General features: G+C 62.7%; 12 protein-coding genes and 1 pseudogene. 3 read left to right on the plus strand and 10 right to left on the minus strand.

From position 1 onward, the window contains the following. Positions 1-114 precede the first annotated feature (114 nt). The 6 genes from GNK13_RS17635 to GNK13_RS17660 form a co-directional block, all read right to left on the minus strand. Entirely contained in the window at positions 115-1,323 is a 1,209-nt protein-coding gene (locus GNK13_RS17635; protein ID WP_164103872.1) for a thiolase family protein, read from the minus strand. Continuing rightward, entirely contained in the window at positions 1,320-2,930 is a 1,611-nt protein-coding gene (locus GNK13_RS17640) for an acyl CoA:acetate/3-ketoacid CoA transferase (RefSeq protein WP_164103873.1), read from the minus strand. Before GNK13_RS17640 ends, GNK13_RS17635 begins: the two co-directional genes overlap by 4 nt. Continuing rightward, positions 2,927-3,679, minus strand: coding sequence for a 3-oxoacyl-ACP reductase FabG (fabG, locus tag GNK13_RS17645; RefSeq protein ID WP_164103874.1), 753 nt, complete (start codon positions 3,677-3,679; stop codon positions 2,927-2,929). The genes GNK13_RS17640 and fabG overlap by 4 nt, the downstream gene beginning before the upstream one ends. Positions 3,680-3,797: 118 nt before the next feature. Then, the gene (locus GNK13_RS17650) at positions 3,798-5,861 is read right to left on the minus strand and encodes a hybrid sensor histidine kinase/response regulator (RefSeq protein WP_164103875.1); all 2,064 of its coding nucleotides are present in this window, start codon (positions 5,859-5,861) and stop codon (positions 3,798-3,800) included. Between the two features lie 17 nt (positions 5,862-5,878). Continuing rightward, on the minus strand, positions 5,879-7,372 hold the full coding sequence (locus GNK13_RS17655; protein WP_164103876.1) for an ATPase domain-containing protein: 1,494 nt from the start codon (positions 7,370-7,372) through the stop codon (positions 5,879-5,881). Between the two features lie 333 nt (positions 7,373-7,705). Then, entirely contained in the window at positions 7,706-7,924 is a 219-nt protein-coding gene (locus GNK13_RS17660) for a hypothetical protein (RefSeq protein ID WP_164103877.1), read from the minus strand. A gap of 408 nt (positions 7,925-8,332) precedes the next feature. On the opposite strand from GNK13_RS17660, the gene GNK13_RS17665 reads away from it, so the two are divergent. Beyond that, positions 8,333-9,568 carry a Gfo/Idh/MocA family protein gene (locus GNK13_RS17665; protein ID WP_203329125.1) on the plus strand — a complete coding sequence of 412 codons (1,236 nt, stop codon included), beginning with the start codon at positions 8,333-8,335 and terminating at the stop codon, positions 9,566-9,568. Between the two features lie 168 nt (positions 9,569-9,736). Here GNK13_RS17665 and GNK13_RS17670 read toward each other — a convergent pair whose 3' ends face one another. From GNK13_RS17670 to GNK13_RS22130, 3 genes and pseudogenes are all read right to left on the minus strand, one after another. Then, on the minus strand, positions 9,737-11,380 hold the full coding sequence (locus tag GNK13_RS17670) for a DUF1559 family PulG-like putative transporter (protein ID WP_164103879.1): 1,644 nt from the start codon (positions 11,378-11,380) through the stop codon (positions 9,737-9,739). A 52-nt stretch (positions 11,381-11,432) separates the two neighbouring features. After that, the gene (locus GNK13_RS17675) at positions 11,433-12,365 is read right to left on the minus strand and encodes a DUF1573 domain-containing protein (RefSeq protein WP_315853000.1); all 933 of its coding nucleotides are present in this window, start codon (positions 12,363-12,365) and stop codon (positions 11,433-11,435) included. Between the two features lie 280 nt (positions 12,366-12,645). Then, a pseudogene (locus tag GNK13_RS22130) lies at positions 12,646-12,717 on the minus strand (prepilin-type N-terminal cleavage/methylation domain-containing protein); the annotation flags it as partial. A 333-nt stretch (positions 12,718-13,050) separates the two neighbouring features. On the opposite strand from GNK13_RS22130, the gene GNK13_RS17685 reads away from it, so the two are divergent. Beyond that, entirely contained in the window at positions 13,051-13,605 is a 555-nt protein-coding gene (locus GNK13_RS17685; protein ID WP_164103882.1) for a DUF488 domain-containing protein, read from the plus strand. Between the two features lie 147 nt (positions 13,606-13,752). On the opposite strand, the gene GNK13_RS17690 is transcribed toward GNK13_RS17685, so the two are convergent. Beyond that, entirely contained in the window at positions 13,753-15,477 is a 1,725-nt protein-coding gene (locus tag GNK13_RS17690) for an FAD-dependent oxidoreductase (RefSeq protein ID WP_164103883.1), read from the minus strand. 645 nt (positions 15,478-16,122) lie between these two features. Between GNK13_RS17690 and GNK13_RS17695 the strand changes: the two genes are divergently transcribed. Further along, positions 16,123-16,455, plus strand: a complete 333-nt coding sequence (locus GNK13_RS17695; RefSeq protein WP_164103884.1) for a VOC family protein — start codon at positions 16,123-16,125, stop codon at positions 16,453-16,455. Positions 16,456-16,882 lie beyond the last annotated feature (427 nt).

Here is a 16,882-nt window from a genome sequence, read left to right on the forward strand (position 1 = left end):
GCCTTCGGCTTGCCGTTAAACGACTTGGTAGCCAACTGCTGGGCACTGCTGACTTTATGGCAATTCAGCGTGAGAAAGTGGCGCTGTCCAGCTAACGCGTGGCGGCTGATTACGTCATGACGACTCGTCGACGGCGGTCAGCAGACAGGCGATCCCCATTCCGCCTCCGATGCACAGCGCTCCGATGGCCGAGCGGCCTTCACCGCGGGCGATCTTCCACGCCAGGTGGCCGAGCACCCGTCCGCCGCTGGCCGCCAGCGGGTGCCCGACGGCGATCGCTCCTCCCTCGCTATTGAAGTCCACCGCGTGCCCGTCCGGCAGGTGGAGGCGCCGCTGAGGCTGGGAGAGGTCGAGCTCAAAGCCGAGCTGGCTGAGGCAGGCCAGCGTCTGAGCCGCGAAGGCTTCGTTGATTTCCAAAGCGTCGATCGTGGGCCACGCGCGGTCGGTCCGGTGGAGCAGCGCGGTGATCGCTTCGACTGGGCCCAGCCCCATCTGCTGGGGATCGAGCCCGACGACGATCCCATCGACCCACTCGGCCAGCACCGGCCAGCCCTGCGCAAGGGCGAAATCGTGCTCGGCGAGCAGTGCGACCGCCGCTCCATCGTTGACCCCCGAGGCGTTCCCCGCGGTCACCGTTCCGGCGGGATCGAACACCGGTCCAAGCGCGGCGAGGTCGTCTCGAGTCGCCTCGGGCCGGGGATGTTCGTCGGCAACGAGACCCGCCACCGGGGCGAGCTCGTCTTGAAAACCGCTCGCTCGACTGGCCGCGGCGAACAATTGCTGGCTGCGGTGAGCGAAGGCATCCTGCATGCTTCGCGAGAGCTGAAACGTTTTCGCCAGCGCTTCGGCCTGCACCCCCATCGGGCAGCCACTGAAGCTGTCGACCAAGCCGTCGCGGTGCAGCGAGTCGACCGCCGCGGTGAGTTCGGGCTCTTGTCCCTTGCCCGGTCTCGGAACGAGCAACGGAGACTGCGACATCGACTCCGTGCCGCCAGCGAGCACCACCCGCGCCTCGCCAGCGCGAATCGCGCTGACCGCCGCCAGTGCCGATTGCATTCCCGAGCCGCACATCATGTTGACGCTCCAAGCGGGCGTCTGCAGCGGAAGCCCCAGCCCGACCGACACCTGCCGAGCGACATTCATTCCCTGCCCGGCCGAGAGCACGTTGCCGAGGATGACTTGATCGATCAGCGAGCGGTCGATCGCCTGGAGCATCGCATCGGACGCTGCGACCGCCAGCTCCACCGCGGAGAGGCCCGCCAGGGCGCCGCGAAAACGGCCAAAGGGCGTGCGTTTTGCGGCCACGATGACGACGCGTTTCATGATCCTTCTCTCCCGGTTCGGATGGCCATCGGCGCGAGCGAGCGAATGATCGGCGCGAACTCCATCCGCTCGAGCACGTCCCGCTCGAGATCGATCCCCGGGGCGATTTCCGTCAGCTCGACTCCCTCGGGGCGAAGCCGAAACACGGCTCGCTCGGTCACGAACAGCACGTCGCGATCGAGCTCGCGGGCGACCGGTCCGCTGAAGGAAATTTGCTGGACTCGCTCGACAAACTTCGCCACCCGCCCTTCGCGGACGATTCGGACCCGGCCGTCCTCGTAGGCGATCTCCAGCCCGTCGGTGGTGAAGGTGCCGCAGAAGACCAGCCGGCGAGCATGCTGGGAGATGTTGACGAAACCTCCAACGCCAGCGAATCGCGTCCCAAAGCAGGAGACGTTCACATTGCCCTGACGGTCGACTTGCGCTGCGCCGAGGGCCGCAAAGTCGAGGCCGCCGCCGTCGTAGAAATCGAACTGGGCAGGCTGGTCGACGATCGCCTGGGGATGCGTGGCGGTGCCGAAGCTGAGCCCACCGGCGGGGACCCCTCCGATCGGACCGGCCTCGACCGTCAGCGTGACATCGGCGAGCAGCCCGCGGTGCGAAGCGACGACGGCGATTCCCTCTGGCATCCCGATCCCCAGGTTGGCAATCGCCCCAGCGGTCAATTCCTCACAAGCCCGGCAGGCGATGATCCGCCGGGCATCGATCGGCAGCAACTCGTGATCGGCGCGGAAGCTCCGTTCGTCCTCGTGGGCCACCGCCTGCGGAAGACTGGCTGCCGAGCAGTAGGCCGGGTTAAAAGTTTCAGCAAATGTCTGCCAATGATCCTGCTCTTGGGCAACAACCACGTGCGAGACCAGTCGGCCCGGGACGCGGACTTGCTGCGGCGGCGCGGGACTCGAGAGGATCCGCCGGACCTGGGCGATCACCACTCCGCCGCTGTTATGAGCCGCTTGAGCGATCGGCAACACGTCGCCGATCACCCCTTCTTCATCCATGACCAGATTGCCATAGGGATCGGCGGCCGTCGCTCGGATCAGCCCGACGTGGATTGGGAAGGCATGGTACAGGAGCCACGTCTTTCCTCGCAGCTGGACTCGCTCGACCAGTTCCTCGGTCGTGCGGCTGTTGAGTCGACCGCCCCCATGCTCCGGGTCGATGAAAGTCCCCAGTCCCACTTGCGTGATCGCCCCCGGGCGACCCGCCGCGATGTCGCGGAGCAGATGGCAGATCACGCCTTGCGGGAAGTTGTAGGCTTCGATCTCCCCGCCAAGGGCCAATTGTCCCAGCCGCGGACAGAGAGCCCAGTGCCCTCCGACCACTCGCCGCAACAGCCCGGCATGGGCGAGATGATTCAGTCCCCGCGATTTGCCGTCACCCTGGCCGGCTGCGTAGAGCAACGTCAGCTCCTGCGGCTGGGCGTCGCTCAGGAAGCGGCGTTCGAGGGCCGAGGTGAGGGCTTCCGGATGGCCGGCCCCGACAAACCCACCGCAGGCGACCGTCATCCCACTTTCGATCCGCCCGACCGCCTCTTCGGCCGAGCAGAGTTTCGCCTGCAGCGGTGTCCGCTGGCGTGCCTCGAGCTGCAACGGCTCCTCCCCCTTCATGCCCACCAGCCTCCGTTGACGTGCAGCGTTTGGCCGGTGACATAGGAGGACAAGTCGCTGCACAGATAGACGATCACCGAGGCGATCTCTTCGGGCTCACCAAACCGGCCCAAAGGAATCTGCGCCAGCATCTGCTCCCGCGCCGCTTCGGGAATCGAAGCCCCCATCTCCGTCAGCACGACGCCCGGAGCGACCGCGTTGACGTTGATCCGACGCGAGGCGAGTTCGCGGCTGAGCACTTTGGTCAGGGCAATGACGCCTGCCTTGGCCGAGGCATAGTTGGCTTGCCCATAGAATCCCATCACGGCCGAAATCGATGCCATGTTCACGATCCGGCCACCGTCGCGAAGGTAGGGTAGCGCGGTTTGAGTGACGCGAAAGACCGCCGAGAGATTCGTTTCCACGACCGCGTCCCATTCCTCGTCGACGAGCTTTTTGAGCGTCCGGTCGCGGAGGATCGCCGCGTTGTTGACTAGGAAATCGACCGGGCCGAAACGCTCCTCGACCGCGGCCAAGAACTGCTCCATCGCGGGCCGCTGGCAGACGTCCGCCGGCAGCACCAGAGCCGCCTCGCCCCACTGCCGCGCGACCTCCTCGGCCCGTCCGCGGCTGATCCCTTCGGCGTCGTCAAAATAATTGACGGCGACTCGGGCTCCGGCCTCGAGCAACATCTCGGCCGTCGCCCGGCCGAGTCCCTGGATCCCCCCGGTGACGATCGCGACGCGGCCAGACAAGTCGATCGAGAGCATGCGAAGATCGGTTCTTACAAAGGACGAGCAGGCCCAAAGCGTCGAGCCGGCTCACGGGAGGGCGGAGAACGAGGGCGAGTTTACCTGCCCCCTCGGCCCGGATGAAGGCCGCCAGCCGTCACGCGGCGGCGAGCTCCGCGAACAGCTGTTGCAAGACCGCGGACTCGACCGGTTTGACGAGGTGATGATCGAATCCGGCCGCTTTCGTGCGCCGTCGGTCCTCCTCCTGCCCCCACCCGGTCAGCGCTACCAAAAGCACTTCCTTGCCCCACTCCTGCTCGCGGATTTTCTGGGCGGCCTCGTAGCCATTCATCCGCGGCATGCCGAGATCCATTAGCACAACGTCCGGGCGAGAGGCGGCGGCTCGTTCCACCGCCTGGCTTCCATCGTGAGCGGTCTGAACCTCATGGCCGAGGGCTCGAACGATCATCGCGAGCATCTTCGCCGCGTCCTCGTTGTCATCGACGACCAGGACTTGCAGCCGCTGGCTGGTTTTCGGAGGCTCGGAGGACGCGGCGGCGGCCGGCTCGTCGGCGCTGGCCACCAGTGGCAACCGGACCACGAACTCGCTCCCGTGTCCTTCGCCATCGCTATGGACGGTGATCGAGCCGTCGTGCATTTCGACCAGCGTCTTGACCAGTGTCAGTCCGATCCCGAGTCCCCCCTGCCCGCGCTCGAGCGAATGATCGACCTGGGTGAACATGCTGAATATCGATTCGAGCATGTGGCCGGGAATGCCCGTTCCGTTGTCGCGGATGGTGACGACCGCAACCTCCGGCTGTTGCTCGACCGTCAGCCAAATCCGCCCGTTCCGCTGGGTGTACTTGGCTGCGTTATTGAGCAGATTGGAAAAAACCTGCGTCAGACGCGTGGGATCGGCCTCGAGCCACAGCGGTTGCTCGGGAAGTTCGACGGTCAGTTGATGTCCCGAGTCGTCGATCAAACCCTTGGCCGCATCGACAGCGCTCCGCACGGCTATCGCCAGATCCATGCGACTCTTCCGCAGCACCAGCTTGCCGCGCGTGATCCGCGAGACGTCCATCAGGTCGTCGACCAAGTGGACCATCTGGCGGACCTGGGCCTCCAGAACTTCGCAGACTTCGGCCGACAACGTCGGATCATTGCCAGCCAACCGCATCAGGTCGAGCGAGCTGCGGATCGGCGCTAGAGGGTTTCGCAGTTCATGCGCAAGCGTCGCCAGGAACTCGTCTTTGCGGCGGTCGTCCTCTCGCAAGGCACGGATGAACTCCATCCGCTCGTAGACGATCGTCACGTAGTGCGTGATCGTTTCCAAAAACGCGATTTCCGGCGGCGTGAACCGGTTCCGCGTGCGGCTGGCAAAGGACAGCGTGCCGAGCAGCTTGCCACCGGCAATCAGCGGATTGCAGGCGTAGGCGCGGACTCCCCAGCCCTTTACGAGCTGCGCCTTGGGATCTTGCGAGTGTTGGATGTAGCTGGCGACGACCGGCCGTCGCTCGCGAGCAACGGTGCCGCAGATCGCCTGATCGCAACCGATGTGAGAGATCGACTTGGCCGCTTCGTCCGACAGCCCTGCGAACGATTGCAACTGCAGAGCTTCTTCGCCGTCGCGGCGCATGAAATGGAAGTAGAGGTCGAGCTGGAGGTGCGGACGAATCTGCTCAAAGATCTTTGGGAGGATGGCGTCCGGCTCGTTGCTCCCGAACAGAATGGTCGCGGTCTCCCAAAGCAGGTTCAGCCGCGCGTTGGCCTCGCGGAGCGACTTCTGGCTTTGCCGAAGCGATTCCAACTGGTCCCGCAACTCATACTGCCGCCGCCGCGCCTTGAGCGCCGTGCGCAGCGAGCTGACGAGCGTGGTGACGCGAACCGGACGCTCCAAGACCGTCACGTTTCCTAGCGACTCCATCGCCCACACGCCGACCGACGATTCGGCTCCCTCGCCACAGAGCAGGACGATCGGCACGTCCGACCAGGTGGGCTGGTCTCGGAGCATTTCGACGAGCCGGTTGGCCCCGTCCGAGACGAGCCCCTCCTCGGTGACGAGAATGGCTCCGGCCCCCGCGGAGAAAGCTTGGATCAGCTCCTGCAGGTCGCGGCAGATCCGGCTTCGGAAACCCGCTTCGTCGAGAATGGATTGGCTGAGTTTCGCATCGCCGGGCGTGGGGGCGAGTACCAGTACGCCCCCATCGAGACTTCGGTCCATGCGGCTCACCGCTCCAGTTATTTGCCTGGTTCTTGTCGCGGGAGCTGACCCACGAAGTCGGGGGTGCCATTGAGAACCCCATGAAACTCTCGCAGCGGTTCGCCGATCGTGAGCCGCTCGCCGAACCGCAGCTCGCGAATCGTCCGCTCGTGTCGACCGGTCCGCTTCTTGATCACAGAGATCGCCTGCCGGACTTCGCCCAGGGCCTCGAAGTACCGCAGTAACAACACTGTATCAGCCAAGTAGCTGGCGTCCACGGGCACCTTCATCGTGGCACCAAATAAGCCGTGCTGGGCCATCAGCATCAATGTCGTGACACCCTTCTGCCCGAGGTAGGCCAGCAGCTCGTGCAGGTGCAGCGTGAGGAACCGCTCCTGGGGCATCGCATTGAGGTACCCATTGAGGCTGTCGATGACGATGAATCGCGAATCGTCCTTTTCCACTGCCAACCGCACGATATGCGCGAATTCTCCGGGAGTAAGTTCCGCTGGATCGACTTGCCGAAACTGAATCCATCCCTCATCGCCGTATCGCTCCACGTCCAAGCCGAGCGCCGCAGAACGCTCGAAAAAGGTGCTCAGACTCTCGTCGAATAAAAACAGCGTCGACCGCTCTCCACGCTCCGCAGCGGCCACCGCGTACTGGCTGGCCAGCGTCGATTTACCCGTTCCGGCGGCTCCGAGCATCAGTGTGCTCGTTCCGCGGCTGATCCCTCCGCCAAGCAATGCGTCGAGCGACTGGAGGCCGCTGAGGACATGGTCCCGCGGAACCGCGGTGCGATGCTCGGCGGCAACCAGCCGGGGGAACACTTGGACCCCGCCGCGGTGAATCGTCAGGTCATGATACCCACCGCGGAACGCACGACCCCGCTGCTTGACGATTTGAAGTCGCCGCCGCATTACGCCGTAATCCGAGGACTGGCGCTCGACCGCAATCACACCGTGCGCGATGCTTTGCAGTTCCAGGTCCGCTTTCTCACCGGTGCGATCGGTGATAAACAACACCGTGCACTGTTGATGGGCAAAGAACTGTTTCATCGCTAACACTTGCCGCCGGTACCGGAGTGGGTTTTCGGCCAACAAGCGGAGTTCGGAGAGCGAGTCAAACACCAATCGATCGGGTTTAATCCGCTCCGCTTCCGCAAGAACCGACTTGGTCGTCTCCGCTAACTCGACTTCCGACGGGTGGTACATCGTGTACCGAGAATCAAGGGTGAGATTTGCCTCGGTTGGGCTGATGGAAAGAATGTCGATTCCTTCGAGCGACCATCCGTGCGAGGCCGCCGTCGCGTGCAACTCCTCTTCGGTTTCAGAAAGTGCTACGAACAAGCAACGTTGTCCGAGTCGAGCCCCTTGGATAAGAAACTGAAGCGCGATCGTCGTCTTGCCAGCCCCGGGGTCGCCGCCAATCAAATACAAGCGGTTCCGAACCAATCCCCCTCGCAAAATATCATCCAAACCAGCAACGCCGGTCTCCGCAAGCTCGGGATCGTCCGTTTCCAGCGAACTCATTATCCTCTCCAAATCGACTTGCTACCCCACTGAGGAACCCTTTCCTCCTAAGTTGCGATCGCCGATGTGAGATAGCAATGAAATACCAGTCACGTTTGACACACGGCGATTCGTAGAGCATCGGAGTAAGTATGCGGAAGGGGGCATAAGCAAGATGCGTGCCAAACTCCTGTTTAGCCCTCGCTCAGCCCGCGAGAGACCGCCCCTGCGGCCAGTCGCACGGAAGCGGTTCGTCACCAAAAGTTTAACGGCAAGCTGCAGGCGACTGCTTTTCAAAACACAGTCGCCTGCGGCTTGCCGTTAAACGTTTTTCTCGCGAGCGGTTCCGCCGAGCTAGCGGGCGGCGCCGTTGTCGGCCGGCTCAAAGGCGTCGCAACCACTGATCGCGGTGACCTTCAGATGCAGGGCCGCATGTTGGGGGTGGCCGCACTCGTCCACGAAGTCCTCAGGGGCCACGTGCTTCTGGTGGATCTGAACGATTTGTCGCTCTTGCGGATGCTCTTCGCCAAAGTGCGCACACATTCCGCACTGGCCATTTTGAACGGTTAACATTGAACTCTCCATCGATCTGAGGAACGGAAAATACTCCCTGCCGGGGAACAGTCGCAATGTGTCGGTCGTCGCAAGTTCCGCACCGTGTTGCCGCCAGTTTCTCCATGACCGCTCGTCGCCCCCCTAGAATAAATAGCCCCCTGGAAAAGGGGCTGGTTTCTGTTCGCCGAGTCCGTAAGCCGAGGCGCAACCCCTATGGCTGAGAGAAGACGACGTGGTGACGAGGCATTTTCAGGATGGGCTGCGACCGGTGATCGCAGGACATTTTTGAAAGAGGCAGGAGCTCGTGGGTGGGCCACCGCCGCTGGGGTCGCTGTTGCAGGGGCGCAGTTCCCGAGCGAGGCTGCCGCGCAAGACCAGGCCGCCCCTAAGCCTCGGCCATCGCGGGTGGCTGCTGGACAGCCGGTCGTGCTAGGTGTCATTGGGACCGGGGGAATGGGGATGCACCATGTGCGGGCCCTGGCCCAACGCAACGATGTCCAGATCGCTTATGTCTGCGACGTGGACCGTGACCGCTTGGCCGAAGCAGCCCGCCTCGCCCAAGGGAGCGGCCTCGCCCAGGGCAGCGGCCAAGCTGCACCGCAGGCCGTCGGCGATCTGCGACGCGTGCTCGACGATCCGCGAGTCGATGCCGTTTTGATCGCGACGCCCGACCATTGGCACGCGCCGGCCGCAATCCTTGCTCTCGATGCGGGCAAGCACGTCTACGTCGAGAAACCTTGCTGCCACAACGTCCGCGAAGGCGAGCAGATGGTCGAGGCCGTCGAGCGGACGGGCCTAGTCTTGCAGGTGGGAACGCAGAGCCGCAGCACCGAGTGCGTGCGGGAAGCGATGCAGCGATTAGCCGAAGGAGAGATCGGCGAGATCCTCGTGGCCAAAGCCTGGAACAGCCAGCGGCGGAGTTCGATTGGTAAACGCCAGCCGAGCGATCCGCCGCCGCAGTTAGATTTCGACGCCTGGCTGGGCCCCGCGCCCGAAGTTCCCTATCAAGCAAACTTATTGCACGCCGTCTGGCGTTGGTGGCACGCGTTTGGGTGTGGCGACATCGGCAACGATGGTGTCCATGACATCGACGTGGCTCTGTGGGGACTGAATCCCACGGGGCATCCCATGCGGGCGACCTGCTTTGGCAGTAAGTCGTTCTTTGATGACGACCAGCAATTTCCCGATACGCAGTACGCCGTGCTCGAATATCCCGAGGAGCGACCGCGGCAACTCATTTTCGAGCAGCGAATCTGGTCTCCCTACGACCAGGAAGGTTATGCCAATGGAGCCGCTTTCTATGGAACGGAAGGAGTGCTAATCATCGGACACACCGAGGGCTGGCGGCTCTACGGACCCGGAGATCGGCTCCTCACCGAACGAACGGGGAAAGCGGACCTCAACGCCCATCACAGCGACTTTTTGGAGTGCATCCGGGGCAATCGCCAGCGGCCCGCCGCGGACGTTCACGTCGGTCATCAAGCGGCGACGGTTGTCCACCTCGCAAACATCGCCGCTCGGCTCGGCCGCGTCCTCGAGTTCGACGCCGCGCAGACGAAGATCCGCGACGACGAAGAAGCAACCGCGCTGCTCGGACGCACCTATCGAGCTGGCCACTGGGCCACGCCCCGCCCGAATTCTTCATCAGCCGCCGGGCGCTAGCTGGACATCGCCACCTTAGATTGGTACGGCTCGCAGAAAAATCGTTTAACGGCAAGCCGCAGGCGACTGTGTTTTAAAAAGCAGTCGCCTGCGGCTTGCCGTTAAACGACTATATAGCTAACTGCTGGGCACTGCTGACGTTTTCGAAAACGCCGTGACAGCCGGACGCTAGCGCGTGGCGGCTGATTTGGGCGAACCGGGAGTGGTGCGCGGGGCAACTCCCAACGCGTCTGCAAGCTGGGCGATCGACTCGAGGGGCGTGCTTGCACCACTCGTCTCGGTCTCCCGGAGGCGTGCCTGAGCGTGCATCCGGGCGAGCGACTCGGGCATCCTGTCCATCGCCTGGGCATACCAGAACGCCGCCCGTCCGCGGCTCGCCTGACGAAATTGTTTCTGAGTCGTCGCCTCCCCGAGATCCCACCAGGCATCGGCGGTCGACAGCATCGCCGTTGCCGATGCAGGTGTCGCTGCATCGATCGCGGAGATCCGAGCCAGCTGCTCGTTGTCGCCTGCGGCCAGCAAGTTCAAACCTTGTTGCCAATCGCCTTTGATAAATGCCAGATACATACCGACCGTCGAATTGGCGGCTCGATCCGAGGGATCCTTGCGGAGCTGGGCGAGCGCCCCTTCCACGCGTTGGTGCTGATTGCCTGCGGCTGCAATCTGGAGACGCAGCCGGTTCAAGGCTGGCAAGAGCGCTCGGTCGCGAGACTGGGACTCGAATTGGGTCGCCAGCTTGCACAGGCCTTCGCCCATGCCATACGCATTCTCCTCGATCGCTTGCCGCAGGACGGGCAACGCACGCTGTAGGTAAGCTCGCCCGTCCACGACTCCCGCACCGACGCTTGCCCGGCCGACGAGCTCTAGCATCTCGCCGTTTTGCGTGAGCGGATCGACCTCGAACATCGCCACTTGCGCGTCGACGGCTTCGCCTGCCGTTTGGACATCTCCGACGGCAGCCGAGATCTGCACCGCCGCCGATTGGAGCGCGTAGGCTCCTGCCGGATCGCTCCGCATCTCGAGCGCGGCGGCGATCATCTCTCGGGCGATCCCTCGCCGTTGTGCGACGGTCGTGGCTGCTTTCACTCGCTCCGCATAGAGCGTTTCGACTTGTTCCGTCGCTGCTGCGAGATCACCCACGCCAGGTACCGCGAGCCGCGGCTCCTCCCCACCGGGAACCCGCGACGCGTTGCCGACTGCCGCTGGGGAGTTTCCGCTCGCCGAGGGTTGCTTGAGGCCCGACGCTGCGGTCTCCGATTCCCCCACGGCTGCCGTTGCCGCGGAGGCCGCAACCACGTCCGCCTGCTGCGACTCTCGAATTGCCAGCTCCGTATGGATATCGCCGGCGTTCAAACCATCTCCGGACTCGTAAGTGAAGGCTCGATGAAGTTGCTGTTCTCCGACTTCGGGAGCAACCAATGTGGGAAGACCACTTCCCCACAACGCATAAATGCCTTCGGGCCGCAGATGACCCATGCCTCCGCGCAGCTGACCTGTTCCTGGGGCATAGTCGGCTGGGCGGGTCCAGGGGACGGCATGCGAATCATCGACTTCAACGATGGCCAAAGTGTTGTCAATTCCGTCTTCCACTCGGCGCAGCGGGACCGGTTTGCCATTGAAGAGATATCTGCGTCCCGACACTGCCAAGTAGTTGGTCGATGAATCGAAGCGCTCGGGAGAGACGTAACAGTCGGGAATGAGGTTGAGCAGCTGGCGGTTGTGAGGACTGTCCCAAGGTTGGTCCAGAGCGAATTTCTGATACAGCGCCTCGTGGCCGAGATAAGGTAACAACTCGACGCGCCACGAGAGCATTGCGACCCCGTTGGCGGCCGTGCTGGCCGGAAGTGGAAGACGGAGTGAAAGTTCACCGACCGCTGCGGCCTGCGACCGAGCAAGGGCCAAGGAACGGGCGAGCGATTCCGCGAAACAAGATCTCGCGGACCACCGTCGGGGCTTTCCGAGTCTCTTGGCTGCGGATGCCGACGCGGACCGAATCGAGGAACCGACCCGATGTGTCGGGGGCGTCGGCGGAAACGCACAGCCGCCAAGCAGTTCGGGCATTCAGCGATCGCAGTAAATCTTCTGAGACTGGTTCGAGGCGATACTCGAAGCCAGGCAGTTCACACTGGACTTCGGTGACTTCCATGTCATCCAGCGTTTGACTGAACAGGATGGTCTCGGCCTCGGCTCGGCTCCCGGGGCTCATTGCCGGGGCCGTGAGTTCTTCGGTGCTGAAACCCAATTGGGTGCGGATCTGCCCGCGAACCGCTAGCTCGATCTCTCGACGCTGGGGGTCATTCGTGCGAATGATCGCATACTGCCGGTAAAACTCACGTTCGCTCCCAGTGTTCCAGGTCAGCGTCACCTCGGCGGTGGAGTCCGGCGCGATTAGGTCAGCCGATGTTTCGCTCAGGGTGCATTTGCAACTGGTGTCGGCAGCGGTGATTGCCAACGGGGCGTTCCCGGCATTGCGGATGACAAACACATGTTTGGCCGAGGTCCCGGGGTCGAGCATGCCGAAATCGAATTCGGCTTGGTCGACGACGGCGAGTGGAGCCGGCCCCGGTTCGGTCGAAGGCGACGTACTCTGGAGCGACGGGGCGGCGGGCCGCGTACCAAGAGACCGCGTAGTTGGTTGCGTATCCCGTTTCAAACAATTTGCGATAGATGAGGTCGGAGCGTTGCTCGCTGGACGCCGGAAGGCTCGCCTCCACGATCTCGCGACAAGCACTTTCGCGGACCGCGCCGTCGGGGTCGGTCTGGGGGGGCGGCCCCAGGCGATCGCTACAGTCGCCACCGGTTCCCGAAAGGGTCAGGAGTTGGTTGTAGGTCGCCGAGAGCGTCGCCGCGTTCGAGGGACAACGCATCTGGCTAGGGAGGTAGCCCGAGGTGACCATGTCCGAGACCCAGCCCACTGAGTCGACCGCGCCATCCTCTTCCCAGTCGAAGTTGCCTGAGCAATAGGCTCCGGTGGGCCCCGACGCCCGCGCAATCGCACCCACTCCGAATTGGCGGAGGTGGCTTGCACACTGCGTTGCCCGAGAAGCTTCCCGAGCCATATGAATGGCTGGGAGCGTCAGGCCGACCAGGACGCCGATGATCGCAATGACGACTAACAGTTCGACTAACGTGAGTGCCGCGCGTCGCATCTCACACCGCCTTCGAGCGTTCTCGTGGATTCGAGTGCTTCAATGAGCGGGCATTGAAGCAACCGCGTATGAAGGCTCGGTACGCTGCGAATGAAGAGCGAGTGAAGATTCCCCAGGCGGCGCGGAGGCAAGCTCCGCAAGTGGGGGCGGATGCCGCACAGCAGCCGCGGAGCGGCGGCATAGAATAGCCTGGCGGCGCAAGCCCCAGGTACCGAAAGCCCCCAGTACCCCCGAAGCCGCAGTATTTCCCCCGAAGCCGCAGTGTTTCCCCCAAAGCCCCATCGGGGCGACATTCCTGCCCTGGATCCGTTCGGCTCAGCTTACTGATCGACGATGACGACCTCCCCCGGATTACAACTTTGGACGATTGGACATTCCAACCATTCCTTCTCCGAGTTCGCGAGTCTGTTGACGCAGAATGAAATTTCCATGCTGGTCGATGTCCGCAGGTTTCCCGGTTCGCGAGCGTTCCCTCATTTCAATCGGGAGAATCTGGCGGAGGAGCTGAAGTCGGCGGGAATCGGGTATTGCTGGATCGAAGATTTGGGCGGCCGGCGTGCCAAGGACCGCAGCGGGGCGCCGTCGCCGAATGAGGGTTGGCGGAATAAGAGCTTTCGCAACTACGCCGACTACATGATGACCGCTCCCTTCCGCGCCGCATTCGCTGCGCTCGCGGAGATCGCCACCGCCGAGCGGACCGCGATCATGTGTTCGGAGAGCGTCTTCTGGCGGTGCCACCGGCGTCTGATCAGCGACTATGCGATCGCCATGGGCGGGAGCGTCGAGGATATTTTCCCGAACGGCCAGACGCGGCCCCACACACTGACCGACGGAGCCATCCTCGTGCAGAAGGCCCCCTGCCGAATCGAGTACCCGCCGGTGTGTTAAATTCGCCGCTACTCGCTACCCCCCGGGTCCGATTCGCCCGATTCCAGTGGAACCCCCAGCCTCGCCTCTTCAGCCCCAGCGACGCGGCACTTTCCTAGCTTTCCTGGCCGACCAGATCGGCTCCTGACCCCTTTCTCCGTCCTCAAGTTAGCGATCCCATGACAGCCGCTGTTGATCACGTTCCAGTTTGGCCTTCAGCGTCGGATAGTCCACATCTTGCACCGCGATATCGTTGTCGATCGTCATCGCGGCGGCGGTGCCGGCACTCTGGCCGAGGATCATGAACACCGGTTCCATTCGTACCGATCCATATGCGACGTGCGATGAAGACAGGCAGACCGGCACCAATAGGTTCTCACATTCGTTCTTTCGCGGAACGATGGCGCGGTACGAAATGGGATAGGGTTTCCGAAATCCATGTCCAAAACCACCTTCGTTGCGAACCGTCTGAACTCCGTTTTCTTCCACGACCACTCGCTGGCAAAAATGTGAGTCCATGGGATACGAAGCCAGGCCCACGGAATCTTCGGCGATGCGCCGTGACTCGCAGTCGGCTTGTGTGACGACGTAGTCAGACACCATGCGACGGCCTTCGCGCACGTACAACTGATGGGGCCAGAAGCCTGATTCCTGAAACTCATGCGGATCGAGTCCCCAGGCGTTCACACGGTCACGCAACGATTCCGGGACCTGCGGGTCGTTTGCCAGGAAGTACATCAGCCCCTGCTGATAGTTGACGTGATCTTGAAAGATGTCTTCGCGCAGTTCGTACAATTCCCGCAGCGGCATCGGAAGTCCACGGCGTGGGGCAGGAAGTTCTGTAAACGATCCCGGTTGGTACGTGCCGTCGGGCCAGCGATAATTGCCACCGACGTAATCCGACGAGAAACTTCCGGCGTTGTTGCTATCGCCCTCGCGCATCTGAACCGGGCCGTCGGTCAGCGGAGCAGTCGTATAGTCCAGACGCCATTCGACGCGGTCATCGAAGTTCAGAAAGCGAGCCAGTAGCGCGTAGCGATTGGCGTCATACTCGGGTGGTTTCGGGAACGCGATTCGGTCCGCATCGCGTGTAAGCTGCAGTCGGAAATTGTACGCCTGCACCTTGAAGTCGCCGTCGCCCGGGTTGCCCGGAGGCTCAGCAGCGATTTCGGGCAGCAGTCCCGAGTCCGGATCATGCGGAACCACGAAGGGACTTATCGGTAATCGGCAGAACTGGTAGACGTCTTTCCACGACACCTCCTGCCATTGCCCGCCCAAGCGCTCGGCGTATTCTGCGGCGGGTTCTCGCCCCACGCGGTAGGAAACATTCGCAGCGGCCAACAGGTCGCCTTCATAAGTACTGTCCACGAACACGGCCGCGCGAACCGTTTCTCCGGTTTCCATGGTGACCGAGACCAGTCGGTTCTGCTGCATCTCGACGGAGCTCAGCGCACGTGTCAGAAGGACGTCGACCCCCGCCTCATCCAGCATGGTTCGGAACAACTGTTCCGCCTCCGACGGGCGATAGTCGCGAGTTTTGCCGATGCGGTTGTAGAACTCCAGCGCCAGCCCGCCGATGGAATCGACTCTGCCGAGATCCGTTGCTGTCAGTCCTCCGGACGTCATGCCGCCAACGTGCCGGTTGAAGGACAGCAACACGGCTTTCTTCCCTTCGCGGGCGGCCTGAATCGCCGCCGTCACCCCGGCCGGTGTCCCGCCGTAAACAGCCACGTCGCACTCGATCACCTTCGGCTGCCCGGGTTTCACCGGTTCATAGTACCGCGGGCCATCCGCAGCGGCCACGCCTGGGCAGCCGATCAGATACCAAGCGGCGCTCAAAACGATGGCCATCATGCAGACGGTTTGCTTCAAAACCTGTTTTCGATTGGTCATAGACTTGGGTTTTCGTCCGCTGGTCGAGGACAGTCCTGAAAAGGAAGTGCGTGACTACTCCAAGGGAGCAAACCACGGTACTTTAATTCAAAGGCCACGCAACGACCATGCGAAACCTCTTCGCCCCCCCCGGTCCCGCACGGTTTAGGGCATTATAAAGGTCTTCCGAATCGACTGCGCATACTGATTTCGGCGCCCCACGAATCCACAACAGGGAGGGCGGACCGCCGTCAGCTTCTTCGGGCCAACGTCCTTCGCCGGCTCTCTGCCGAACCGAGTTCTGGCGCCGCGGATAGACGTCCGAGGGCGGTCGGTTGATCGAGCACGTGATCGTGCGGGAATTCAGCCTCCACTCTCCGTGGCTTTCGAGGGCGTGAGCAATGGCAGCGAGAATTGAATCGATCATGGGGAGCCTAGAGCAATTGACTGAAGGCAGATTTTCCGTGCCGGAGAGGTCCTCGCTGTAGCCCGAGGCCCGGCCCGGCCGCCGCAAAGCATAGCACCCAGCCGCGGCGCGGCGACAGAGAGTAGCCTGATGGTGCAACCCCCAGCAGGAGGACAATCCCAGGTTCAAGGAGGAACGCATCTGTCAGACGAGAAAGATCGTCGAGATCATCGACATGAGTGACTTCGTGGCCCAGCAGCGTGAACGAATCGGCGACGGGAGTTCAGAAGCTCTGCGTCGGGTTTTACCAACTCCTCGGTCTGCGTTTTCAGGAAGAGCGGCACGGCAAGGGGCCAGTCCACTGGGCTGCCGAAGTCGATAGTGCGGTCATGGAAGTCTATCCAGCACAATCCTCAGCTGAAGTGGATGGAGCCACTCGTCTCGGGTTCGAGATTGATGAAGTGGAATCAGTCCTAGCCTTGCTACGAGATCAGGGGAGCGAAGTTGTGAGTGATCTCAAGCAGACGCAGTGGGGCGTACGCACCGTGGTCAAAGACCCGGATGGCAGGTCGGTGGAGTCGGTGCAAAAGTGAGCGAGTTCAATGAAGTGAACGCTTCAAACGTGTGGAGGGAGAGAACGTGTGGAGGGAGAGATTGCGGGTGGCCGCGTTCAGGGGGAGGGGAATCGGTTGAGTACCTCGGGGGTCGACGGGTGTTTGGACGGATGCGTTGGCGGCACGCCGACACCCGCGACGCCATTTTCAACAGCGTTCGCGAGAAACTCTATCGATCCGAGGAACAAGAGCTTCGGCCGGACCGCTGAGGATTCGGCCGGACCGCTGAGGATATCGTGCCCGAGCATTCAGAAGAGCGTCCGCAGAAAACGCGCAATCGCGGTCGTATCTCCAGGGCGGCCGATTTCTGCGGATTGTGCGTACGCTTTCGCACAAGCTACCCGGCCACATCCCAAAGCGTTTCCGCACCTGCTAGACTGTGCGGGTGGCATCTGCCCCCCCCCCC

It is taken from the genome of Candidatus Laterigemmans baculatus (assembly GCF_010367455.1).
Classification (GTDB): domain Bacteria; phylum Planctomycetota; class Planctomycetia; order Pirellulales; family Pirellulaceae; genus Laterigemmans; species Laterigemmans baculatus.

Bases quoted from the DNA above. Each gene is read 5' to 3' on its own strand.
- fabG (WP_164103874.1), bottom strand. From the start codon at position 3,679: ATGCTCTCGATCGACTTGTCTGGCCGCGTCGCGATCGTCACCGGGGGG.
- GNK13_RS17650 (WP_164103875.1), bottom strand. From the start codon at position 5,861: ATGGACCGAAGTCTCGATGGGGGCGTACTGGTACTCGCCCCCACGCCC.
- GNK13_RS17685 (WP_164103882.1), top strand. From the start codon at position 13,051: ATGACGACCTCCCCCGGATTACAACTTTGGACGATTGGACATTCCAAC.
- GNK13_RS17690 (WP_164103883.1), bottom strand. From the start codon at position 15,477: ATGACCAATCGAAAACAGGTTTTGAAGCAAACCGTCTGCATGATGGCC.
- GNK13_RS17640 (WP_164103873.1), bottom strand. From the start codon at position 2,930: ATGAAGGGGGAGGAGCCGTTGCAGCTCGAGGCACGCCAGCGGACACCG.
- GNK13_RS17660 (WP_164103877.1), bottom strand. From the start codon at position 7,924: ATGTTAACCGTTCAAAATGGCCAGTGCGGAATGTGTGCGCACTTTGGC.
- GNK13_RS17670 (WP_164103879.1), bottom strand. From the start codon at position 11,380: ATGCTCTCGTGGCGCGTCGAGTTGTTACCTTATCTCGGCCACGAGGCG.
- GNK13_RS17655 (WP_164103876.1), bottom strand. From the start codon at position 7,372: ATGAGTTCGCTGGAAACGGACGATCCCGAGCTTGCGGAGACCGGCGTT.
- GNK13_RS17635 (WP_164103872.1), bottom strand. From the start codon at position 1,323: ATGAAACGCGTCGTCATCGTGGCCGCAAAACGCACGCCCTTTGGCCGT.